21 protein-coding genes are annotated in these 22,468 nt (G+C 70.9%); 11 read left to right on the forward strand and 10 right to left on the reverse strand.

Annotation, left to right across the window (positions count from 1 at the left end):
• Nucleotides 1–57 precede the first annotated feature (57 nt).
• Nucleotides 58–1,011: an ATP-binding cassette domain-containing protein gene (locus tag N7925_RS01110; RefSeq protein ID WP_443032102.1), complete on the forward strand. Its 954-nt coding sequence runs from the start codon at nt 58–60 to the stop codon at nt 1,009–1,011.
• Nucleotides 1,008–1,940: an ABC transporter permease gene (locus N7925_RS01115; RefSeq protein WP_265597600.1), complete on the forward strand. Its 933-nt coding sequence runs from the start codon at nt 1,008–1,010 to the stop codon at nt 1,938–1,940. The genes N7925_RS01110 and N7925_RS01115 overlap by 4 nt, the downstream gene beginning before the upstream one ends.
• On the opposite strand, the gene N7925_RS01120 is transcribed toward N7925_RS01115, so the two are convergent.
• A complete protein-coding gene (locus tag N7925_RS01120) occupies nt 1,893–2,516 on the reverse strand; it encodes a DedA family protein (RefSeq protein ID WP_265597601.1) in 624 nt (207 codons plus the stop codon). The genes N7925_RS01115 and N7925_RS01120 overlap by 48 nt on opposite strands.
• 556 nt (nt 2,517–3,072) lie before the next feature.
• Here N7925_RS01120 and N7925_RS01125 point away from each other — a divergent pair.
• From N7925_RS01125 to N7925_RS01145, 5 genes are all read left to right on the forward strand, one after another.
• Entirely contained in the window at nt 3,073–4,371 is a 1,299-nt protein-coding gene (locus N7925_RS01125) for a cysteate synthase (protein WP_274342723.1), read from the forward strand.
• Between the two features lie 253 nt (nt 4,372–4,624).
• Complete coding sequence (locus N7925_RS01130) at nt 4,625–5,092, forward strand: MarR family transcriptional regulator (protein WP_265597603.1); 468 nt, start codon at nt 4,625–4,627, stop codon at nt 5,090–5,092.
• Nucleotides 5,093–5,436: 344 nt separating this feature from the next.
• Nucleotides 5,437–6,021: a TetR/AcrR family transcriptional regulator gene (locus N7925_RS01135; protein ID WP_265597604.1), complete on the forward strand. Its 585-nt coding sequence runs from the start codon at nt 5,437–5,439 to the stop codon at nt 6,019–6,021.
• Nucleotides 6,022–6,132: 111 nt separating this feature from the next.
• A complete protein-coding gene (locus N7925_RS01140) occupies nt 6,133–7,479 on the forward strand; it encodes an MFS transporter (RefSeq protein WP_274342724.1) in 1,347 nt (448 codons plus the stop codon).
• A gap of 27 nt (nt 7,480–7,506) precedes the next feature.
• Complete coding sequence (locus N7925_RS01145) at nt 7,507–8,265, forward strand: SDR family NAD(P)-dependent oxidoreductase (RefSeq protein WP_274342725.1); 759 nt, start codon at nt 7,507–7,509, stop codon at nt 8,263–8,265.
• Nucleotides 8,266–8,468: 203 nt separating this feature from the next.
• On the opposite strand, the gene N7925_RS01150 is transcribed toward N7925_RS01145, so the two are convergent.
• Together N7925_RS01150 and N7925_RS01155 are read right to left on the reverse strand one after the other, a co-directional pair.
• Nucleotides 8,469–8,807, reverse strand: a complete 339-nt coding sequence (locus N7925_RS01150; protein WP_274342726.1) for a thioredoxin family protein — start codon at nt 8,805–8,807, stop codon at nt 8,469–8,471.
• Nucleotides 8,808–8,845: 38 nt separating this feature from the next.
• Nucleotides 8,846–10,009: a helix-turn-helix domain-containing protein gene (locus N7925_RS01155; protein WP_274342727.1), complete on the reverse strand. Its 1,164-nt coding sequence runs from the start codon at nt 10,007–10,009 to the stop codon at nt 8,846–8,848.
• Nucleotides 10,010–10,095: 86 nt separating this feature from the next.
• Here N7925_RS01155 and N7925_RS01160 point away from each other — a divergent pair, with 86 nt between their 5' ends.
• Nucleotides 10,096–11,151, forward strand: a complete 1,056-nt coding sequence (locus N7925_RS01160; protein ID WP_416222859.1) for a ferredoxin reductase — start codon at nt 10,096–10,098, stop codon at nt 11,149–11,151.
• Nucleotides 11,152–11,158: 7 nt separating this feature from the next.
• Nucleotides 11,159–12,277, forward strand: a complete 1,119-nt coding sequence (locus tag N7925_RS01165; protein WP_274342728.1) for a fatty acid desaturase family protein — start codon at nt 11,159–11,161, stop codon at nt 12,275–12,277.
• Between the two features lie 143 nt (nt 12,278–12,420).
• Here the strand turns inward: N7925_RS01165 and aztD are convergent, their stop codons facing one another.
• The 4 genes from aztD to aztB all read right to left on the reverse strand — a co-directional run bounded on the left by aztD (nt 12,421) and on the right by aztB (nt 16,805).
• Nucleotides 12,421–13,620, reverse strand: a complete 1,200-nt coding sequence (gene aztD / locus N7925_RS01170) for a zinc metallochaperone AztD (protein WP_274342729.1) — start codon at nt 13,618–13,620, stop codon at nt 12,421–12,423.
• A 90-nt stretch (nt 13,621–13,710) separates the two neighbouring features.
• Entirely contained in the window at nt 13,711–14,688 is a 978-nt protein-coding gene (aztC, locus tag N7925_RS01175; RefSeq protein WP_265597611.1) for a zinc ABC transporter substrate-binding protein AztC, read from the reverse strand.
• Nucleotides 14,685–15,920 (reverse strand): hypothetical protein, encoded by a 1,236-nt coding sequence (locus tag N7925_RS01180; RefSeq protein ID WP_274342730.1) that lies wholly within the window; start codon nt 15,918–15,920, stop codon nt 14,685–14,687. Before N7925_RS01180 ends, aztC begins: the two co-directional genes overlap by 4 nt.
• 21 nt (nt 15,921–15,941) lie before the next feature.
• Nucleotides 15,942–16,805: a zinc ABC transporter permease AztB gene (gene aztB / locus N7925_RS01185; RefSeq protein ID WP_265597613.1), complete on the reverse strand. Its 864-nt coding sequence runs from the start codon at nt 16,803–16,805 to the stop codon at nt 15,942–15,944.
• 15 nt (nt 16,806–16,820) lie between these two features.
• Between aztB and aztA the strand changes: the two genes are divergently transcribed.
• Complete coding sequence (aztA, locus tag N7925_RS01190; RefSeq protein ID WP_265597614.1) at nt 16,821–17,564, forward strand: zinc ABC transporter ATP-binding protein AztA; 744 nt, start codon at nt 16,821–16,823, stop codon at nt 17,562–17,564.
• A gap of 282 nt (nt 17,565–17,846) precedes the next feature.
• On the opposite strand, the gene N7925_RS01195 is transcribed toward aztA, so the two are convergent.
• The 3 genes from N7925_RS01195 to N7925_RS01205 all read right to left on the reverse strand — a co-directional run bounded on the left by N7925_RS01195 (nt 17,847) and on the right by N7925_RS01205 (nt 20,888).
• Nucleotides 17,847–18,866 (reverse strand): hypothetical protein, encoded by a 1,020-nt coding sequence (locus tag N7925_RS01195; RefSeq protein ID WP_274342731.1) that lies wholly within the window; start codon nt 18,864–18,866, stop codon nt 17,847–17,849.
• Between the two features lie 243 nt (nt 18,867–19,109).
• The gene (locus N7925_RS01200) at nt 19,110–19,982 is read right to left on the reverse strand and encodes a helix-turn-helix transcriptional regulator (RefSeq protein ID WP_265597616.1); all 873 of its coding nucleotides are present in this window, start codon (nt 19,980–19,982) and stop codon (nt 19,110–19,112) included.
• Between the two features lie 192 nt (nt 19,983–20,174).
• Nucleotides 20,175–20,888, reverse strand: a complete 714-nt coding sequence (locus N7925_RS01205) for a nucleotidyltransferase domain-containing protein (protein ID WP_265597617.1) — start codon at nt 20,886–20,888, stop codon at nt 20,175–20,177.
• 239 nt (nt 20,889–21,127) lie between these two features.
• On the opposite strand from N7925_RS01205, the gene N7925_RS01210 reads away from it, so the two are divergent.
• Nucleotides 21,128–22,306: a cytochrome P450 family protein gene (locus N7925_RS01210; RefSeq protein ID WP_274342732.1), complete on the forward strand. Its 1,179-nt coding sequence runs from the start codon at nt 21,128–21,130 to the stop codon at nt 22,304–22,306.
• Nucleotides 22,307–22,468: the final 162 nt, after the last annotated feature.

Genomic DNA, 22,468 nt, shown 5'->3' on the forward strand with positions numbered 1-22,468 from the left:
GCGAGACGCGGCCCGCGCGAGCACGCCCGAACCGGAGGGGGCACGACCGTGGGCGAGGTGACGATCAGCACGCAGGGCCTGCGCAAGAGCTTCGGGGCAGTCGAAGCCCTGCGCGGTGTCGACATCACGGCGCACGCCGGCACGGTGCTCGGCCTGCTGGGGCACAACGGCGCGGGCAAGTCCACGCTGGTCCACATCCTGTCGACGCTGCTCCAGCCCACCTCGGGCAGCGCGACCGTCGCCGGTTTCGACGTGCGGACGCAGAGCCGCGAGATCCGCAAGCGCATCGGGGTCACCGCGCAGCACACCTCCGTCGACGGCCGGCTCTCGGCCGTCGCGAACCTGGTGCTCATCGCCCGCATCCTCGGCTCCCGGCCGCGCGACGCGCGCCGCAAGGCCGGGGAGCTCGTCGACGCCTTCGGCCTCGGGGCCGCCGCCGACCGTCCGGCACGCACCTACTCCGGCGGTATGCGGCGGCGGCTGGATCTCGCCATGAGCCTCGTCGCCGACCCTGTGGTGCTCTTCCTCGACGAGCCCACCACCGGCCTCGACCCCGTCAGCCGCGTCAACCTCTGGGAGATCGTCGAGGGCCTGGCGGGCAACGGCACCACGGTGCTGCTCACCACCCAGGATCTCAACGAGGCCGACCGCCTGGCGGACCGGATCGCCGTGCTCAGCGCGGGCGCCGTAGTGGCCTCCGGGACCACGGCGGACCTCAAGGAGGAGACGGGCAGCAGGTCGGTGCACGTCGCCATCGACCACGCCGAACCCGCCCAGGCGATCGCCGCGCTGCGGCTGCACGGCTTCCAGCCCACGCAGGAGGCCGACGAGCGGCGCCTGCTGATCCCCGTCGACGCCTCCGCCGATCTGGCCAGAATCGTGCAGATCCTGGTGGCCGCCGACTGCACGATCGAGAACCTGGCACTGTCCGAACCGACGCTGGACGACGTCTACCTCTCGCTCACCTCGGCGGGCCGGGGCGCGTCGCACCCGACCCGGAGCACGGCATGAACCCAGTCACCCCCGTGGCAGCGCCCGGACCTGGCCCTTCGGTCGCGGCCGTGCCCGACACCCCGCCGCCGCACAGCGGCGAATCCTCACAGCCCCGCGAGCTCGCCCAGCTGTGGGTGCTGGCGGCGCGGCAGATCGGGGCGATCTGCGGGGACCCGCGCATCGTCGTGCTGGCCGCGGTGCAGCCGATCGTCATGCTGCTGCTCTTCACCCAGATCTTCGGCCGGATAGCCAACCCGGACCTCTTCCCGCCCGGGGTCACGTACACCGACTACCTGGTGCCCGCGCTGCTCATCACCACCGGCATCGGCTCCGCCCAGGCAGCCGGCGTCGGCCTGGTGCGGGACTCCGAGTCGGGCATCGTGCAGCGCTTCCGCTTCCTGCCGGTCCGCCCACTGTACGTGCTCCTCGCGCGTTCCTCGGGCGACCTCTGCCGGGTCGCTATTCAGCTCGCGGCGCTCCTGGTGTGCGCCCGCTTCGGGCTCGGTTTCTCACCGGCCGGCGGTCTGGTGGGGCTGGTGGGGGCGTTCCTGCTGTCGCTGCTGGTCTGCTGGTCGATGATCTGGATCTTCCTGGCGCTCGCGGCCTGGCTGCGCAGCGTGGAGGTGCTGGGCAGCATCGGCTTCTTCGTGATGTCTCCGCTGATGTTCGCTTCCAGCGCGTTCATCCCCGTCGAGGCACTGCCCGGCTGGGTGCGCGTGGTCGCCACGGTCAACCCGCTGACGTACGCCGTGGACGCCTCGCGGAAGCTCGCGCTGGGCTGGGACCTGGGGAACTCGCTGCTCGGGGCCCTGCTGAGCAGCGCGGGCCTGATCACGGTGATGTGCCTGCTGGCGCTGCGAGGATTCAAGCGGCCGCCGAACGAGTCCAAGGCCTCATTCTCACTGCTCCGGCTTGCGCGCCGCGCGCCCGCGAACAAGAAGACGTAGCCCGACGAGCAGCACCAGGGTGGCCAGTACGGCCCAGCCGACGCGGCCCGACAGCGCCTCGATCCGGTCGACGGACGCCTTCGCCAGCGCGCCGAGGCCGACGTAAAGCGCAGCCCAGGTCATCGCGCCCGCGAGCGAGGCGGGCAGGAAGCTGCGGTAGCGCACCCCCGCGACCCCGGCGGCCGCCGGGGTCAGGGTGCGCACCAGGGGCACCAGCCTGGTCAGGAAGACCGCCCAGGCGCCGTAGCGGTGGAGGAAGCGCATCGCCTCGTCCCAGCGGCCCTGCCCCCATCTGCGGACCACCCCCAGGTCCCGCACGCGCTCCCCGTACCGTCTGCCCAGCAGGTAGCCGACGTGGTCACCCGCGCTCCCCGCGACGGCGACGATCACGAAGAGGGCGGCCAGCGCGACCGGGCCCGGCATGGCGGCGGCGAGCACGATGACGACCGTCTCCCCCGGCACCACCGCACCGACCGCCAGGCCCGACTCGGCCGCGCTGAACGCGGCGGCGAAAGCCAGAGTGGCCGGCAGCGGGACGGACGACACCGAGTCCAAAAAGTCCTGCAACCACGACATACCGGAAGAGCCTCCTGCCAACCCGGCGAAAGCCGACAGGTCGGCGGCTGCGGGTGAGCGTACAGCGTAGCAATCCCGGGAAAATCCCCGCACACCACCGGCGAAACAGTGCGGAAATACTCCGTGGAGATCACGGAAATCCCGTGAAGCCGGTGTCCGCGTAATACGCTTCACCTACTGCGCACACTGGCCTGTCCATACTGTGGACGGTATGCTCACGGGTATGTTTTCTGCACCACCCCGTAGATACCGCAGGGTGGACCGGGAGCCGCGAATTTTACTCCCCCGGAATCGGGTGGTCGCCGCTCACGAGCAAGTCCCCTTGCGCACCGAAACGGTGTTCTTGCGGGTTCCGCGTCTCCCGCTTGCGAATCGGTGACTTGAGTGATGAGTTCGCCACGGCTTCCGGCCGCGACAAGCCGTACTCCGCCGCGGTGCCGATACCCGCAACGGCACTGGGCGGCCCCGCAAGAACACGCATCTTTTCGCGGCCGGTCCCACCGGCCGCCCTGTGAACCGCCCGCCGGGCGCCGACCATCCGTACAAGGGGAGCACGATGACTCTGCACTACGCCCTGACCTGCCCCGTGTGCGGATGGCAGGGTGCCGACGACGGGCTGGCCCTCGGCTGCCCCAGGTCGCACGCGCCCGGCCTGCTCCAGACCTCCTACAAGCGGCGGGAGTTCACGCCCCGGCCGCAGACCGACGGGATGTTCCGCTACCGGGACTGGCTGCCCGTGCGCCGTACCGTTCCGGACGCCGGCAGCGCCGTCGTGTACCCGGCGACGCGGCTCGGCGCCGCCCTGGGGCTGCCGGACCTGTGGGTCTCCTTCAGCGGGTACTGGCCCGAGCGGGGCGCGCGGCTGGAGACGGCCACGTTCAAGGAGCTGGAGGCGTACTGCGTGCTCGGCCGGCTCCCGGAGAACCCCCCCACGCTCGTCGTCGCCTCGGTGGGCAACACCGCTGCCGCCTTCGCGCGGCTCTGCTCGCGTCATGCGCTGCCGTGCGTCGTCGTCGTGCCCGAAACGGGCGTGGAGCGGTTGGAGTTCACCGAACCGCTCGCCCCCTGCGTACGGCTGCTGGCGCTGGAGGGCGCGGACTACGCCGAGACAATCGCCTACGCCGACGCGCTGGCGCTGCGGATGGGTGGCCAGGTCGAGGGCGGTACGCGCAACGTCGCGCGCCGGGCGGGGCTCGGCACGGTCTGGCTCTCGGCGGTCGAGGCGATGCCGCGGCCCGCGGACGTCTATGTGCAGGCCGTCGGCAGCGCGGCCGGCGCCATCGCCGTGCACGAGGCCGCCGACCGTCTGGTGCGGGCGGGCGCGAGCGAAGGCCTGCCACGGCTGATGCTCTGCCAGAACGCCGAGTACGCACCCCTGTACGACGCGTGGCGCGCCGAGCGCGACGACGCGATTCCGGACGCTGGAGAACGTCCTGAGGAAGCCGCCGAGCGATGCCTGGCCGACGAGCTCACCAACGCCCGCCCGCCCTACGCCGTCGCCGGCGGGGTGCGCGACTGCCTGACCGGGTCGAACGGCCGCATGCTGCTGGCCGGACGCGAGGACGCGCTCGCCGCGGGCGCCCTCTTCGCCGAAGTCGAGGGTGTCGACATCGAGCCCGCCGCCGCGGTGGCGCTGGCCGGTCTGCGCCGCGCCGTGCAGGACCGCACGATCACGCCCGACGATTCCGTGCTCCTCAACATCACCGGCGGCGGCCGGGGCCACATGCGCCGCCGCCTCCAGCCCACCCGCGCCGCACACATCCACCGGGTGCGCCGCGCGGAGCGGAACTCCGACAGCTTCTCCAGGGACCTGCTGCACCACTGCGAAGCAGCGCAAGCCACGACTCGCGCCTGACCGACTCCCGCACGGCGAGCGGGACATGGCCGCCGCGTGCCGCCCACGGCCCGTCGCCCCCCGCAGCGCCGCGGGGGGCGAGGAGGAGACCCGAGGTGCTGAAAGCCGTGGGACGCGAGGGGAACGCGCAGCCGCCGCACAGCACCGCTTGCAGATCACCCGCTTGCCCTCAACCGCACTTGAGGTCGTACGTTCCCTGCATGACCTGCACAGCGTGCAGGCTCCGCACCGAAACGCCCGGAAGGAACGACCCATGACGACCCAGCAGATCTCCGACACCGAACTCGCCGGACAGCCCGCCGCGTACTGGACCGGTGTCGCCTACGAGGCACTCATCGCGTACACCCGGGCCCAGCAAGCCGAAAGGGGCTACACCCAGCCCCAGTTCTGGCTGCTGCGCAACCTGTCGGCGAACGATATCTCCCCCGAGGGCGAGGGGATGACCCTGCCCGAGCTGCGGGAGGCCATGACCTCCTACATCCGCCCCGAGGACGATCTCGCGGCAGAGGCCGAGGTCCTCCTGGAGCGCGGCCGGCTGACCCGGGACGCCGACCACCGGCTGTGGATCACGGAGGAGGGCGAACAGGCCCGCGTCGACCTCGCGCGGAACGCCCCCGCGATCCGCGCCGCCCTCCACGAGGGCATCGACGACACGGACTACGTCACCACGCTGAAAGTGCTCCAGCGGCTGATCCGCAACGCTGGAGGGACGGTCGCCTGACAGGCAGCCCGGGGCACGCACTGCACGACCGAAGGCCGCGTTGGTTCCTGTGCACGAGGTAACTTCGGCATTCTCTGGCTGAACGGTCACTTCGTTCCCACGCGGACGACGCCACGGCCCTCCTGACGGTCCCGGCCATACGCGGCGGTCCGCCGTCGGCTGTTTCCGGGCTTGGTGGGCATCCACGTCGCGGCATAGCGTTACCCCCTCTGGTGGCACCGCGGAGCGCACCGAAGACGTGAAGTGGTGCGCAGTGACGCTCGACTTCGTGCGTTCCGCTGCCTCGCAGGCCTGACGCACTCGATTATTGACCGACCAGTCCAGATAAGACTAGGGTCTTCGACATGGCCAGGACCAAGGAATTCGATCCGGACGCCGCGCTGCAGTCGGCTCTTGAGCTGTTCTGGCGGCGCGGCTACGAAGCGACATCGGTGACCGATCTCGTCGAGCACCTCGGCATCGGCCGCGCCAGCATCTACGCGACCTTCGGCAGCAAGCACGAGCTGTATCTGAAGGCCATGGACCGGTACGCCGAGACGCGCGACCCGCTTCTCATGTCCGAGCTGTCCCAGCCCGGCCCCGCACTGCCCGCGGTACGGAGGCTGGTGCGCCGCTTCGCCGCGGAGGCCGCCTCTCCGGAAGAACGGCTGAACGGCTGCTTCGTCACCAACACCGCAGCCGAGCTGGCCCCGCACGACCCCGCGGCAGCCCGCCGGGTCGAGATCAGCTGGGATCACATCGAGACCCTGCTGCACTCCTCGCTCGTGCGCGCCCAGGCCCAGGCAGAGCTCCCCGAGGGCCGTGATCCGCGAGCACTGGCCCACATGCTGCTCGTCCTGCTGCAGGGCGTACGCATCGTCGGCAAGGCGTCCAGCGATCCCGCCCGGGTGCGAGACGCGACCGAACAGGCACTGTCCCTGCTGGACTGAATCACACCGCATCAGACCCGCCATCACACCCGACATCACACCCGCCGGAGCCGTCAGGCCGCTTTCGCGCGTCCGCATAATGGACCGATCGGTCAAATATCAGGGGGAAGTATGGCCGCAACGGGCACCGAGCGCGTCACCGCCACACAGCACAGGTGCGCCTTCGTCCTCCTCGGCGGCATCCAGGCCACGCTGATCTTCACGCTCGCCGCGATCGCCATACCGCTGCCCCGCGTTGCTCGCGAACTCGCCCTGGAGCGCGCCGACGTGATCCTGCTCAGCACCGCCTACGGCCTGACCTTCGCCGGGCTGTTGCTCTTCGGCGGACGCCTCGCCGACCGCTATGGCGGGCGGCGCGCCCTCATCGCCGGTCTTGTCCTCTTCGCCATCGCCTCGGCCGCCGCCCCGCTCGCCCCCGGTGTCGAGGCACTGCTCGCGGCGCGCTTCACCCAGGGCGTGGGCGCGGCCCTCGTCGCGCCGGCCGCCATGACCGTGCTGCGCGCCGTCTTCCCCTCCCCCGCCGCGTACGGCAGGGCGATGGCCACCTGGGGCGGGCTCTCGGTGCTCGGCGCGACGGCGGGCCATCTGCTCTCCGGGGTCATCTCGGCGCTGCTTTCCTGGCGCTGGACCTTCGCGGTACCCGTCGTGGTGGCGATCGCAGCCCTCGCCCTCACGCCCCGGCTGCTGCCGGACACGGCACCGGACTCGGGCAGAAGTCTCGACCTGCCCGGTGCTCTGCTCGCCACCGCCGGGATCACCCTTGCCAGTTACGGGCTCGTCGTCACCGACGCCCGCCCCGGATCGTCGGCCGGCGTGCTCGTGCCGCTGCTCGGCGGGACCGCGTTGCTGGTCGCGTTCTGGTACGCCGAGCGCCGGGCCCGCGACCCCCTGCTGCCCCCCGGCTTCCTGTTCGACCGGCGGCGGGCCGTGGCCCTCACAGCCGTCGCGCTGAGCTCCTGCGGGACCGCGATGACGTTCGTGGTTCTCTCACTCCACCTCCAGCAGGAGCGCGACTGGTCACCGTTGCAGACCTCGGCCGCCTTCGTGCCGTTCGCCGTCGCGCTGCTCGCCTCGGGCCGGGTGGCAGGACCGCTCATCGGCCGGTACGGAGCCCGAACCGTCACGGCCGCCGGGCTGGGCACGGGCGCGGGCGGGCTCGTCCTCCTCGCTCTCACCGGGTTCGATACGCACACCTCGTACGCGTACGGGCTGCTGCCGGGCCTCGTGCTGCTGCCGGCCGGCGCCGCGGCCTCCTTCGCCGGAGCCGCCGTGCTCGCCACCGAACGGGTACCGCGGCAGCAGACCGGGCTCGCGGGCGGCGTGCTGAACACCGCGATGGAATGCGGCCCGACCGTCCTCTTCGCCGTCGTGCTCACGCTCGACAGCGACCCCTGGTCCCTGGCCGCGACGGGGGCCGCCCTCGCCGTCGCGGCCCTCCTGAACCACCGCACCAAGTAGTCCATCACTCACGAAGGAGTCACCGAAATGAACCGCTTCACCGGCAAGACCGTCCTCGTCACCGGCGCGGGCTCCGGCCTCGGCCGCGCCATCGCGCTCGCCTTCGCCGCCGAGGGCGCTTCCGTCGTCGCCGCGGGACGCACCGCGGCCTCGCTGGACGAGACGGTCGGCCTCATCGAGGCAGCCGGAGGAACAGCCGCCGCCGTCACCGCCGATGTCACCGACTCCGAGCGGCTCCAGGATCTCGTGCGGGAGAGCGTCGCCCACTTCGGCGGACTGGACATCGCGGTCAACAACGCCGGGATATTCCGGGGTGCGGTCCCCGTCGGCGAGGTGAGCGAGGAGGACTGGGACGCGGTGCTGCGGACCAATGTCACCGGCGTCTGGCTGGCCATGAAGCACGAGATCGCCCACATGAAGGAGAACGGCGGCGGCACCATCGTCAACGTCTCCTCCAATCTGGGCGCACACCTGCGGATCCCGAACGCCGCCGCGTACATCACCTCCAAGGCAGCGGTCTCCGCGCTGACCCGCGCCGCCGCGCTCGACCACATCCACCAGGGCATCCGCATCAACGCCGTCAGCCCCGGCGCCTCCGCCGCTCCCATGTCACTGCGACCCGGCGAGACCGAGGCCGGCCGTGCCGAGCGGGTGAAGACGGAGAACCCGCTCGGCCGGGTCGCGGAGGCCGATGAAGTGGCGGCCGCGGTGCTCTACCTCGCGTCGCCCGCCGCCGGCGCGGTCGTCGGCACCGACCTGGTCATCGACAGTGGGTCGTCGGCCTGACGCCTTCTGCCGGAGACTGAGCCGGCCGCTGCGGAACAGCCGAGCTCCGCGGGGTCCGGAACCCGGCCCGCGCTCCGCTCCCCTCCCCCACGCATCGGCCGGCCCGGATCTCTCCGACGGCGTCGGCGTGGGGGTTTCCCGGGCGGCGCGGCTTCCCTGGACGGGACGTGACAGGCCTCGCGGCCACGTGCCGCAGCGGCAGCTCAGAGGTGGCCGGCCAGAAACCGCCGTACCTCGGCGATGGTCATGGGCCCCGCGCCGTGCGCCACCGGCTCCCCCTCCTTCAGCAGGACGTAGGCCGGGGCTCCAGTGACCCCGTATCTCTCGGTTGCCGCCGGACAACGCGTGATGTCGGCGCGGACGACCGTCAGGCGCCCCGCGCAGTCGTCGGCGATGCCACCCACGACGAGGTCCATCGCCCGGCAGGGCTCGACCGCCTTGGGCCATGTCCCGGTGAAGTACGCGAGGACCGGAACTCCGCTCATCCCGAGGATGAAATCGAACTCCGCGTCCTCACGGGGGCGGTGAACCCGATGTGCCATGGAAGCTCCTGCCCTCACGTCGGCGTCGTTCCGTCCCATCATCCCTCGCGCGGTGTACCGGCCGGCACCGTCCGAAGACCGACCGCCAGCGTCAGTTCGAGGACCCGGTGTGGCGATGCGAGATCCGGAAACAGCTCCCGCAGTTGCGACATCCGGTACCGGACCGTCTGGGGATGGACGAACAGTTCCGCCGCCACCTCGTCCCGTCTGCCCTGGTGCAGCAGCCACGACCGCAGCGTCTCCTCCAGCCGCCGCGCGGTCGCGACGGGCAAGGTCCCCAAGGGCGCGAGGGCTCGGGCACGCAGGTCCCCGAATGCGTCCACGTCGGCGCTCAGCACCAACTCGGGCAGGTGGTCCTCGGTGTCACGGATATCCGGGGAGAGGGAGCGGGCGCGTGCGGCGCGTGCGTACGAGGCGGACGCACGCGTCCACGGCCGGGCCGGGCCGACCACGGCTGTGCGGTCGGTCAGCTGCCGCAGGAGATGCGGCCGGTCGGCGTCGGGGACGAGCAGCACCCCGGTGGCATCCGCCAGATCGTCGAGGACCAGGGTGTTCGGGTCGAGTGTGCGGTAGGCAGGCCGGGCCTGGGCGGCGGGCAGCAGGACCGCGGTCAGCGAAACCGGAGTCTGCCACCCGGCCCGTTGGCCGGAGGCCAGCAGTACGTCCGGGCTGGCGCCCGCGAGGAGGTCGCGGGCCAGGTGCTCCAGGTGGCGCTCGTGGGCCCTGCCCCGGGCGGCGAGTTCGTCGGCGTGTCCCGCGGCGCTCGCGGCGGAGAGCTCGTCGATATAGGCGAAGGTCAGCTCGGCGAACTTGGCGACCTCGGCGGCGGGCAGACCCGCGGGTACGGCACCCGCTGCGAGGCAGCGCCAGGCGACGCGGGCGCCGACGCGGTAGGCGCTGAGCAGAGCGTCCATCGAACGGCCGTCGCGCACCTCGCCGCGGCCCAGCTCGTAGGCCGCGTCACCGCCGTCGCCACCTGTGGCGCTGCTGCTCGCGAGGTCCAGGTAGTGCCCCAGGGCGGTACGGACGGCTCGGCGGATGGTGCCGCCCATGCGGCCCGAAAGGGCGTTGGCGTAGGAAGGGACCTCGTCGATGATCGCCTGGACGACCTCGTCGGCGGTGGTCCTCAGAGCGGCCCGAAGGGCGGTGACCGTCGTTTCGTCCAGGGCCAGTTCGCTGGCCCTCCGGATTGCATGGCTCACTTTTTGTTCCCTGCGAACAATTCAGCTGATCAGATTCACGTCCTGCGGTCAGGACTTTACGCCATGGGGCGCAGCAAGCTGGGGTCATGACGAGTGCAGCCCTCCGCAGTAGGGCGTGGAAACTGCTGGAGATGGTCACGACGCCGCTGCTGCCGTCGGACTACCTCGACCTGGTCAGCCCGCTGCGTGAGGGCGCCGACCTGCGTGGGCGCATCGAGGCCGTGCACCCCGAGACGGGTGACGCCGCGACGGTCGTGATCAGGCCGGGACGGGGCTGGCGCGGCCACACCGCCGGTCAGTACGTGCGGATCGGGGTCGACGTCGACGGGGTGCGCCTGTGGCGTGCGTACTCCCTGACCTCGCCGACACATCGCCGGGACGGCCGTTTCACGATCACCGTGAAGGCGATCCCGGACGGCAAGGTCAGCAACCACCTGGTCCGCAGGGCGAAACCTGGCACGCTGATCCAGCTCGACCAGCCGACCGGCGACTTCGTGCTGTCGCAGGCCAAACCCGCCAAGGTGTTCTACCTGACGGCCGGCAGCGGCATCACGCCCGTGATGGGCATGCTGCGCGACACCGAGCTCGACGACGTCGTCATGGTCCACTGCGCGCCACGGCCGCAGGATGTGATCTTCCGCGACGAACTGCACGATCTGGTCGCGGACGGGAAGCTTCGTCTCATCGAGGTGCACACCGACACGGACGGCGTGCTCGACATCGCCCGTCTCGACGAACTCGTACCCGACTGGGCCGAGCGCGAGACCTGGGCCTGCGGCCCCGCGGGCCTGCTCGACGCGGCCGAAGAGCACTGGACCGGGCACGGCGTCCTGGAGCGCCTGCACACCGAACGCTTCCGCCCCGGCATCGTCGTCGCCGGTGACGGCGGCGAGGTCACGTTCAGCGTCTCCGGCAAGACCGTCGCCGCGGACGGCGCCACGCCGTTGCTGGACATCGGTGAGGAGGCCGGTGTGCTCATGCCCTCCGGGTGCCGCATGGGCATCTGCTTCGGCTGTGTCACGCCGCTCAAGGCGGGCGCCGTCCGCGACCTGCGCACCGGCGGGATCACCGAGGCCGAGCCGGGCGTCCTCATCCAGACCTGCGTGTCCGCCGCCGCGGGCCCGTGCGACATCGAACGGTAGGAGCACCTTGACCGCCATCGACCCCACCGCCCACCTGACCTCGGAGCAGATCGAGGAGCTGGGCCGCGAGCTGGACGCGATCCGCGACGAGGTGATCGCCGGCCGCGGCGAGAGAGACGCCGCCTACATCCGCAAGGTGATCGCGGCGCAGCGCAAGCTCGAGCTGGTCAGCAGGGGCGTGCTGCTGTTCTCGCTCTTCCCGCCGGCGTGGCTGCTCGGCACCGCCGGGCTGTCCGTGGCGAAGATCATGGACAACATGGAGATCGGCCACAACATCCTGCACGGCCAGTGGGACTGGATGCGGGACCCGAAGATCCACTCCACCACCTGGGAGTGGGACCACGTCTCGCCGTCCGAGCAGTGGAAGCACTCGCACAATGAGCTGCACCACACGTACACCAACGTGATCGGCAAGGACAACGACCTCGGCTACGGCATCATGCGCGTCGACGAGGACCAGAAGTGGCACCCCTTCCACCTCGGCCAGCCGCTGTGGAACTTCCTCAACGCCTGCTTCTTCGAGTACGGCATCGCGGCGTACGACCTGGAGCTCGGCAAGAACCTCTCCAAGCGCCGCCGCAAGAACCCCGAATTCCGCGCACGGGCCAAGGCCGTGGGACGGAAGATCCGCAAGCAGGTGCTCAAGGACTACGTGATCCACCCGCTGCTGTCGGGCCCGTCGTTCCTCCCCACACTCGCCGCCACGTTCACCGCGAACCTGGTCCGCAACGTCTGGACCCACTCGGTGATCATGTGCGGGCACTTCCCCGAGGGCGTCCAGGTCTTCGAGCGCCGGTCGATCGTGGGCGAGACGCGCGGCCAGTGGTACCTGCGCCAGATGATGGGCTCGGCGAACATCAGCGGCAGCAAGGCCATGCACTTCATGACCGGCAACCTGTCGCACCAGATCGAGCACCATCTCTTCCCGGACCTGCCGAGCAACCGGTACGCCGAGGTCGCGGTGAAGGTGCGCGCGCTGTTCGCGAAGTACGAGCTGGAGTACGTCACCGGCCCGCTGCCCAAGCAGGTCTTCTCCGCGTGGCACAAGGTCTTCCGGCTCGCACTGCCGAACAAGGAGACCGAGGTCCGGGCGCCGGACCGCGAGCGGGAGCTCGTCGCCGCCTGATTCCCGGTGCGGGTTCGGATCTCTCGGCCGTACCGGCGGCACCGCCGAGTTCGGTGAGATCCGCTGCCCGGGCAGGGCAGGCGTGCGCCCTCGCCACCGCGGCGTCAGCCTTGGCGGCGAGGGCACGGGCGCGGCCGGTGAGGTCAGTGTCCGGCGACGACGCCCGACAGCTCGTTGGTGCTCTTCGGCAGGGTGACGGAGGTGAGCTTCTTCCCCGTCTCCACGTCGAGGGCGTGCAGCGTCTTCTTGCCGGGTTCGGAGACGTAGGCGACGTGTCCGCGCACGAACAGGGTGGGCCGGGCCTGCTGCCAGTCCAGCGGCTCCTGCCATGCGCCCACGACGGGGATCTTCTTCTCGATCCTGCCGGTGTCCGGGTCGATGACGTGAAGGGCGCCGTCAGTGCCGAGGACGAGGGCCTCGCCGTGCGGGCCGCGGGCCAGTGAGCGGAAGGAGTAGCTGGTGCCGAGTTCGACCAGGCGCAGCTTCTTCTTCTCGGTGTCGATGAGGGAGACGCGGGTGGGGCGTTCCAGCTCGGCCTCGGGGTCGGTCTTGTAGTCACCCAGCAGAACGGGCGAGGCGTCGCTGCCGGCCTGGTTGCCGATGCGGCCGTAGTCGTCCGGGGAATCGATCTTGGTGAACGTGCCGTCCTTGTAGATCAGGATGCCGTCCTCGCAGCCGACGCCGACGGCTTCGTCCTTGGCGGCGGCCTCACCGTGGACACCGGGGCAGTCCTCGCTGCGCGCGATCTCCTTGTTGTTCCGGTCCAGCACCAGCGCGCCGGTGCGCTTCTCCTCGGTGCCAAGGGTGCTCAGGAGTCTGCCGTCGGCCAGCTCGATGGCGACACCGTGGTGCGCCTCGGCGGACGTGTAGGTGCGTCCTGCCGGCTTCTTGCCGCTGGTCAGTGCGGTGGGGTCAAAGACGTTGACCTCTCCGGTGCCGTCGGTGAAGAGCACGGTCTTCGCGGCGTGGCGGACTACGTGGCCCGGCTTGGCGCCCTTGTACTCGATGTCGGTGAGGGCCTGGCCGGTGGCGTCCAGGACACGGAATCCGCTGTCGGTGGAGACCATGACGTGGTCCTTGTCGCCTGCGGGGTTGACCCGGTTGAAGCCGGGCAGGTCAATGGTCTCGGTGAGCTCGAGGCTCTCGCCGTCGAGGATGTAGAGGCCGCCGTCGAAGGTGGCGACCAGCGGCTCCTCGACCGCCGCCGCGGGCGTGGCGTTGGCGGTTTCGTCGGACTTGGTGTCGGTGGCGGAACCTTCGCCTCCGCAGGCGGTCAGGGCCATGGAGACGGTCAGGGCCAGTGCCGTGCCCGTGAGGGCCCTGCCGCGTATCGACTTGTTCATCGGGCTGTTCCTTTCTGCACCGCGCGGTGGCGGCATGGGGGTACGACGAACGGGCACCCGATGGCGGGTGCTCCGGGAAGGCTGGGAGGGTCAGTCGCCGGTCAGGCTGGTGACCATGGCGGTGGTGTTGGCGCGCATCATCCGCAGGTAGGTGTCCGCGCCCGCGCCCTTGGCGGTCAGGGACTCCGAGTGGAGTTCGACGACACGGACCCCGCCGCCCATTTCCGCTCGCAGTACCTCGGCGAGCCGTTTGGGCTGGGAGGAGTCGGCGAAGACGGTGCGTACGCCTGCTCCCTCCATCGCCTCGGTGAGGGAGCGCAGGTCCGAGGAGCTGGGTGAGGCCAGGGTGGTGCCGCTGGGGATGACGGCGCCGATCACCTCGAAGCCGAAGCGGTCGGCGAGGTAGCCGAAGACGTGGTGGTTGGTGACCAGGGCCCGTTGGTCCGCGGGGACGCGGCCGAGGGACTCCTCCATCCAGGTGGTGAGGCCGGCGAGTTGCTTCGCGTAGCGGTCGGCGTTGTTCCGGATCGTGCCGGGGTCCACGCCGGTGACGTGCTCGACGACCTGGTCGGCTATCAGGCCGGTGACCTTGTGCATCCGGTCGGGGTCCGTCCAGAAGTGCGGGTCGGGCTGCCCTTCCTCGCCCTCGGGGCCGCCGTCGGCGGCGGTGTGGAAGGTGAGCGGGTCGGCCGCCTCGCCGGCCGCGAAGGTGGCGACACCCGACTCGCGGGCGGCGTCCACGTGCCGCAGGACGTTCTCCTCCAGGCCCAGGCCGTTGTAGACGACCAGATCGGCCTGTTCCAGCTCGGCGGCCTGCACCGCCGACAGGCCGAAGGAGTGCGGGTCGGCGTTGGGCTTCATCAGGACGGTGACGTCGGCCTCGTCGCCGACTATCTCGCGGGTGACGTCGCCGAGGATGTTGGTCGTGACGACAATGCTGGGCCGGTCTTCGTCGGTGGTGCAGGCGGTGACGGTCATGGCCGTCACGAGGGCGAGCAGACCCGCTATCAGATGTCGCGGGCGAGCGGTGCCCACCCTCGCGCGGTGGTTTACCTCGGTGCGGATCATCGTCCGGTCTCCCCCATGAGGACCGGCTTGACGTCCAGGTCGAAGGAGCGCGCGATCCGCAGGCCGTCGTTGTAGTCGATCTCGAACACCTGCTTGCCCTCGGGGTCGTTGACGTAGGCGCGGCTGCGGTCGACCTCGATGACGGGGGCGTTGCCGTCGGAGTCGTCCTGCTTCCCCGCTGTCAGCAGTGACTTGGTGCGTGCGGTCTGTTTTCCGGTCGCGATGTCGTAGCCGTGCACCGATCCGTCGGTCTCCAGAACGAGCAGCGGGGAGCCCTCGCCGGCCGTGTTGACCGCGACGACGGGCCCGGTGTCCACCCGCTTCCAGGTCCGCTCGGTGACGTCGAGGACCCAGACGGCGCCGGATCCGGCCGGGGCGGTGAGGGTGTCGCTGCCAGGTCGGTGGCGGAAGGCGGTGGCTCGTTCCTGCGCCGGTACGTGCTCTCCGTACGGGATCTCCTCGGCAGTGAACGAGCCGCCCTGCGCACGCACGAGCAGAGCGCCGTCCGCGCAGCCGACAATCACGCCGCGCCGGGTGACGGCGTCCCCCTGGGGCGCTTCGCACGTCACGTCGGGGGAAGCCACGCGTTCGCCCTTGCGGTCGAGGACGACGAGTTGCGTGGTGCCGCCTTTGGTCACGAAGGCGAGCAGGTGTGCCTCGTACGGCACGACGGCGCCGTTGAAGGTGCCGCGCAGCGTCCGAGGAGTTGCGATCTGCCCCTTCTCCAGCTTGCTGCGGTCGTAGAGGACGGTGCGGCCGTTCTCGTCGGTCACCGCGGTGACGGCGACGTCACTGCGGATGTGCGCTTGGCTGCCGGCCGGAAGCCCGCCCACGTCCCGCGTCGGCGCGCTGTAGTAGTGGACGTGGTCTCCGTGATCCACCATCCAGGCGCCGCTGTCGAGCACATGGGTGCCGTCGGCCGCTTGGAGGTAGCCGAACCTGCCGTCCATGCCCAGCCGGACGGCGTCCTTCACCTCGGCCGTCCTGTGGACCTTGCCGGTGACGAGGTCGAGGACCCTGGTCTTCCCGCTGCCGGGGTCGTTCAGGAGAAGCCGGGACTGCTGCTCGGCGGCCTCCTTCGCTCCCTCGACGTACCCGTGCGGAGTGGCGGACGGGGGATTCGCCGCGGGCCGCCCGGTGTCGGGCTCCTCCCCCGCGCAGCTCGTGGTGAGCAGCGCGGTGAGCACCAGTGCGGCAGATGCCCACGGAGTGACGTTTCTGCGGACGGTCATGGGGATCGCCTCTGACTTCTTTCAGTTGGCTTCGATGAGGGGTGCCGCCGGGGAGCGGACCTGGCTCGTACGGCGGTCGCGCACCCCGGACAGCACGTGGGAGAGGAAGAACAGGCTCACCGCCAGGGCCGCGACAGTCGCGCCGGCCGCGGTACTCAGATGCCAGGACAGCAGCAGGCCGCCGAACGTGGCCGAGGTGCCGACCAGGGCGGCGAGCACCATGACCCCGCGCACGGAGCGAGCCCAGGGCAGAGCGGCCGCCGGCGGTGCGATGAGCAGTCCGAGGACGAGCAGCGTTCCCACGATGTGGAACGAGGCGACGATCGCCAGACCGAGCAGGCCGAGGAGCACGGCGTGGGCCAGGCGCGGCCGCAGCCCCAGGGTGTGGGCCTTGCGCGCGTCGAACGCCAGGGCCAGGAAGGCACGGTGGCCGAGGACCGACACGGCCAGCGCCGCGAGCAAGGCCGCGGCGAGCACGAGGAGATCCTGCTGCCTGACCGCGAGGACGTCCCCGAAGAGGAATCCGGTCAGGTCGACCGCGAAGGACTGCGAGCGGGACACGATGATCACGCCGAGCGAGAGCATGCCCACGAACAGCAGCCCGATGCCGGTGTCCTGCGACAGTCTCGGTGTACGGCCCAGGGCGGTGACGCCTGCCGTCATGACGACGGCGCTGACCACCGCGCCCACCATCAGATTGCCCCCGAGGAGCGCGGCGACCGCGACCCCCGGCAGCAGCCCGTGGGACATGGCGTCACCGAGGAAGGCCATCCCCCTCAGTACTACCCAGGTGCCCGCCAGGGCGCAGATAGCGGATACCAGCATCCCGCCCCACAGGGCTCGCTGCACAAAGGCCACCTCGAACGGGACCGTCAACCATTCCATGGCCCGGACACTACAATGAAAATCATGTTCAATACACAGCGCCCCTCATCCGCCCCGACCCTCGACCGGACCACCCCCCTCCGCTTTTCGGGGTTGTGCGCCGGCTATCCGGGACGGCCAGTACTCCATCAAGTCAGCGGTGAGATAAACGAGTTGACCACCACGGTGCTCGTCGGCCCGAACGGCAGCGGCAAGTCGACCCTGCTCGCCGTACTCGCCGGTGTGATCAAGCCGACATCCGGCGACCTCCTCCGCACCGGCGACCGGCCGCCGGCCTTCGTGCCGCAGCGCGGAGCGGTCGGCGACACTCTTCCCCTCACCGTTCGCCAGACCGTGGAAATGGGGCGCTGGGGCGAGCGCGGTCCGTGGCGGCGGCTGACCGCACGTGACCACGCGACCGTGGACGCGGTGCTCGACCGGCTCGGCATCGGCGACCTCGCCTCACGCCAGCTGGGCGAGCTGTCCGGCGGACAGCGTCAACGCACGCTCATCGCGCAGGGCCTGGCGCAGGAGTCGGACCTGCTACTCCTCGACGAGCCGACCACCGGCCTGGATCCGGAGGCAAGGGAGCGGATCGGCGCGCTGCTGACGGCACTGGTGGCCGACGGGGTGACGATCGTCCAGGCCACGCACGATCTCGAGGTGGCGCGCGCGGCGGACGCCTGCCTCCTCCTCCGGGACGGCCGCCTCGTCGGGCAGGGGCGTCCGGACCACGTCCTCACCGCGTCATCGCTGACCCAGGTCTGGCCGACGCTCTGAGAACGTTGCTCTTCGGCACCCGGAGGCCACGAGCTCATGGCAGCGATCAGGGAACCAGCTCCTGCCGGCAGCTGCATGCGAGATCGATCAGCGGCATCAACGGTCCGCTTCGACACACGCGCCCGAGACGTCCACCACGGCCGTGCCCGCGCACAACAGCGGCCATGAGGTGGCGTTGCGGGGCGCATCGGAATCCGGATGCGCCCCGCAACGCTCAGGGCCTTGGGGCGGCTCCCGAGCCGCCCCGCACCGCCCAGGTCGTGCACGCGTGCGGAGAACGGCTCAGCGGGAGGAGCGGGCGGCCCCGTCCGGGGACCGGGCGGGAAGGAGCATCGAGGAGACGGTGAAGGGGAGCGACGTCGGCGGCAGCCCGGCGGACCAGCGGTTGAACTGGCTGTTCACCACCAGCACCCGACCGGCTGCGGCCGTTCCGTCGGCCGCCCTGCCGGTGAGGGCCACCGCGCTCGGGTGCAGCAGCCCTTCCGGCGGCGCGAGCCCGTCCACCACGCGCCCCCGTGCCAGGTCCTGGCTCATCTCGACGACAGCGACGCGGGACTGTGCCCCGGGCCCCTCGAAGAGGCCGCCCTGCGACACGTACAGGTGGCCGTCGCGCCATGCGAGGCCGTCGCCGCCCGGGAGGCTCCCGCCGCCGAGATCCACCTCGGCGATCTCCCGGGTCGCCGGATCGATCCGCCAGAGCTGCCCGGTGTTGCTCTGGACGGCGAGCAGCCGGCTACCCGCGGAGACGATGCCGTTGAGGTTGTGCTGCCCATGGATCCAGTCGACGCCCGCCGCCTCGACGTCGAGCCAGGGGCGCATCGTCCAGCGCCCGCCCGGTGCTTGCGTCACGCGGTAGATCTGAGGCTTGAACGAGTCGGTGACGTAGGCCGTGCCGTCGGCGTCGAGGGCGATGTCGTTGACGAAACCGCCCGCCCTGCCCTTCAGCCGGGCGAGCAGGACCTTGCTCTTCGTGTCGTAGATCCGCAGGGTGGCGGTCTCGCCGCCCCCGGCGAAGAGACGGCCCGTGGAGTCGATGTTCATTCCCGAGGTGAAGGTGCGTCCGTCCTGACCCGCGGGCGACCAGACCTCGACCGCCGGCTCCGACAGGTGGCCGCGGTAGAGCGTGCCGCCCTCGGCGCTGCCGACGTAGAAGTGGCCGGACGCCGAGTCCACGGCGAGACCGGTGGGGAAGGCCCGGTCGCCCGGCACCACGTACCGGTCGGGCGGAGCGGCCTCGCCGGGGGCGAGGGCGAGCGAGGTGGCTGCGAGCGCCGCGACGGCGGCGGATACGAGCAGGCGCATGAGGTGTGGAGCCCCTCTCGATGGCGTCGGAGCACCGACGGCCGTCGGTGCTCCGCTGTTCCCGTGCTGCAGAGCCATCGTCAGCCGGGGCGCCCGGTCCTCCCGCTGCTGTGCCGTCCCTCAGATCGCGCTGTCCCCCGGTCGCGCTGTTCCCCGGCCGCGCCGTACCCGGGTACGCCATACCTGGGTACGCCGCACCTACCGTCGCCCGGCACGCCGAAGCATCTGCCGGATCCGTCGGGGTCACCGCTCGGCGAGCGCGTGCAGTGCCTTCGCCTCCGGAGTGTCCGGCGGCGCGGTGTAGACCAGCAGACTGAGCTCCGGGTCCTGGGGGAAGGTGGTGATCTCGTACCCGAGCGCGAGCGGGCCGAGCTCCGGGTGATCGATGCGTTTGACGCCGTACGCCTTCGTCCGGACCGCGTGCGCCGCCCAATGGCGTCGGAACTCCGGGCTCGCCGCGTTCAGTTCGTCGATCAGTTCCGCGAGGAGGGGATCCTCGGGGAAGCGGCTCGCGGCGATCCGTAGCGTGCCGACGGCTTCCCGGGCGATCGTGTCGCGCTCCGGGTAGCGGCATCCGATGCTTTCGTCGACGAGGTGGAGGCGGCACATGTTCCGGGACCGCGGCGGGAGCCGGGCGAAGTCGGTGATGAGGGCGCAGGCGGGACGGTTCCAGGCGACGACGTCCATCCGGTGCCCCATGGCGAGGGCGGGGGCGGCGATCCAGTCCAGCAGGTGTTGCACCCCGGCTCGTGCGGTCTCACCACCGTCCGACGCGAGGGCCGGGGAGGGCGAAGCCGTACGGTCCGCTGCTGACCCGGCACGAGCGACTGCGTTCCGCTGCCGGCGCGCCAGCCGTACGAGGTGGTCGTGCTCGTCCCGGTCCAGCCTGAGCGCGACGGCGACGGCTCCGAGGACGGCGTCGGAGGCCCCGTGGTTGCGGCCCTGTTCGAGCCGAACGTAGTAGTCGACGCTCACGCCTGCCAGATGCGCCAGCTCCTCCCGCCGCAGGCCCGGGACGCGGCGTCTGCCAGAACCCGAGGCGAAACCGACGTCCTCGGGACGTATCCGAGCCCGCCGCGAGCGTAAGAAGTCGCCCAACTCTCCCTGTGTACCCATGCATGCATTGTCCCTGTGCCCCCGGACGGGTGCGGGAGAGCTGCGGGGAAACCGGCCCCCGGGCCCGGGGGCTGCCGGAAAGCGGTGCGCGGAACGGCGTCTCGGCGCCCTGTCGGCCCCGCGGTCTTTTGCGCTTGCCGCTCCGGCCGCGGGCCCGGCCAACCGTGCACGAGCTCCTTGGGCGCGACGCGTTCAGGGCGTCCTACGCGGTCCGCTGCGGCGGTATCCCTCCCAGACCGGGCCGCCCGCCGCGTCGAGGACCTCCGTGACCAGCGAGATGAGGCCCGCCGGTGCGCCGCGCAGCGCGGCTTGCGCCGTCTCGTCAAGGCGCGCGGCCAAGTCCGGCGCGACGGGTTCGAGGCGTCGGGCCAGCCACTTGCCGCCGCCGGCCCACGTGCCGTGGGTCAGCAGTGCCAGTTCGCCGCTCCGCCGGACGAGTTCGGCCACGACGAACAGCCGCTCCCCCGCGTCCGTACAGGCGGCGAAGTCGTCGAGCAGGTCCGTCAGGGCGTACCGGGCGTCCTCGAGGGCCGTATCGGTGACCGGGGGCGGGCCTGCGTCCGCGAGGCGTTTCGCCGTATCCGCGATCCGTTCTCCTGTCCCGTCGGCGTCGAGCAGCAGTGCCCCCTCGGCGCACATAGACAACAGGGGCGAGTTCCGTCGCACGATCTCCGGGGTCACGAAGCTGTGCCAGGAGTCCTCGGTGTGCACGAACAGCTCCACCGGCCAGTCCCCGTACCGCAGGCTCTCGCGGTACGGGGCGGGCGGGCCATCGAGCAGCACGACGACGTCCAGGTCGGACCGGGCGGTGCGCCGACTCGTGAGGACACTGCCGCCGAGGAACGCGGCGCGGGCGTGGGGGTGGCGCTCCAGAACAAGGGCACGGGCCAGGTCGATTACGTCCATGCCCACACTCTGCCGTGGTCCCGCGGACTCCGAAGCACAGCCCCGCGCCGGTGGCTGCCCCGGCACGACGAGCCGAGGCCGACGACGCCCAGTAGAGGGTAAACGGCTATGCGGGTGCGTCGCGTCAGCCGATCATGTGAGAATGACCGATCAGTCGATGACAAGTCCCGGGACATCTGACCGGCGCGGTGTCGTGCTCTCCGAGGGCACGGGGCATTACCCGGTTGGATCCTGACACCATGAACGACGCCTCGGCGGACCGACGGTCTGCCTCCGATCCCTATCCCGGGTACGCGGCCATGCGGTCCGCATGCCCCGTGCAGGCTGTGGCATCCGGATCCCACGGACGTGACAGCTACCTGGTCACCGGATACGCGGAGGCCCGGCACGCTCTCAGCGACGTGCGGCTTTCCAAGGACACCGCCGCCTTCTTCGCCGGCAAAGGCACCAAGCGCCGCCTGCATCCCGCCGTCGCGCACAACATGCTCGCCAGCGACCCGCCCCAGCACACGAGGCTCCGCAAGCTGATCACCGGCGCTTTCACGAGCGGCTCGGTCGCCGGCCTCCGCCCCTCCATCATCCGGCTGACCGACGAACTGCTGGACCGCCTGCCGGCCCGCGGGGCGGTCGACCTCGTGGCCGCACTGGCCGTCCCCCTTCCGGTCATGGTGATCTGCGAACTGCTCGGCGTGCCGGAGACCGACCGGCCGCAGGTTCAGCGCTGGTCCGCCGACCTGTTCGCTGCCGGGGAGCCCGGCCGCACCGACGCCGCCTCGTACGCCGTCGCCGCATATATGACCGGCCTCATCGCGTCGAAGCGTCTCCACCCGGGCGACTCGCTCCTCGATCGTCTCATCGCCGCTCGCGACGGCGGGGACCGTCTGAACGAGGAGGAGCTGGTCTCCCTGGCCGTGCTCCTCCTCGTCGCCGGCCATGAGACGACCACGAACTTCCTCGGCAACGCGGTCCTGGCGCTGCTACGGCACCCGGCCGAGCTGGAACGTCTGCGCAGGAACCCGGAAACCATCCCGCAGGCACTGGACGAGTTGCTCCGCTTCGACACGCCGGTCACCACCTCCACCTTCCGGTTCACCACGGAAGCCATCTCCCTCGGCGGGACCGAGATCCCCGCAGGCGCCCCCGTACTCGTCGCCCTCGGCGCGGCCAACCGCGATCCGGAGCGCTTCACCGCACCGGACCAGCTCGACCTGGACCGGGAGGCGACCGGTCATCTCAGCTTCGGCCACGGCATCCACCGCTGCGTCGGCGCACCACTCGCGAGAGCCGAAGCGCACATCGCCCTCCACACGATCCTGACCCGCTTCCCCGACATCCGGCTCGCCGTACCGGCAGACCAGTTGGGTTGGCGGCAGACCCGGCTCATTCGCGGGCTGAGTTCTCTACCAGTTCTGCTGTGAATCCGCCACCTCGACAAGCTGACATCCGGCAGCCGATCGGCCGAGCCGAGGGCGGTCGCCTGGCCTGAGGCCCTAACCTCCGACAACGGAAACGGGTCGTCCGGCCCCGGAACGGCCACGGTCTGGAGTCGTCGCCGTTGGAGTGATCCCTCACCCGGGGCA

The sequence above is a fragment of the Streptomyces sp. CA-278952 genome (assembly GCF_028747205.1).
In the GTDB taxonomy this organism is placed as follows: Bacteria; Actinomycetota; Actinomycetes; order Streptomycetales; family Streptomycetaceae; genus Streptomyces.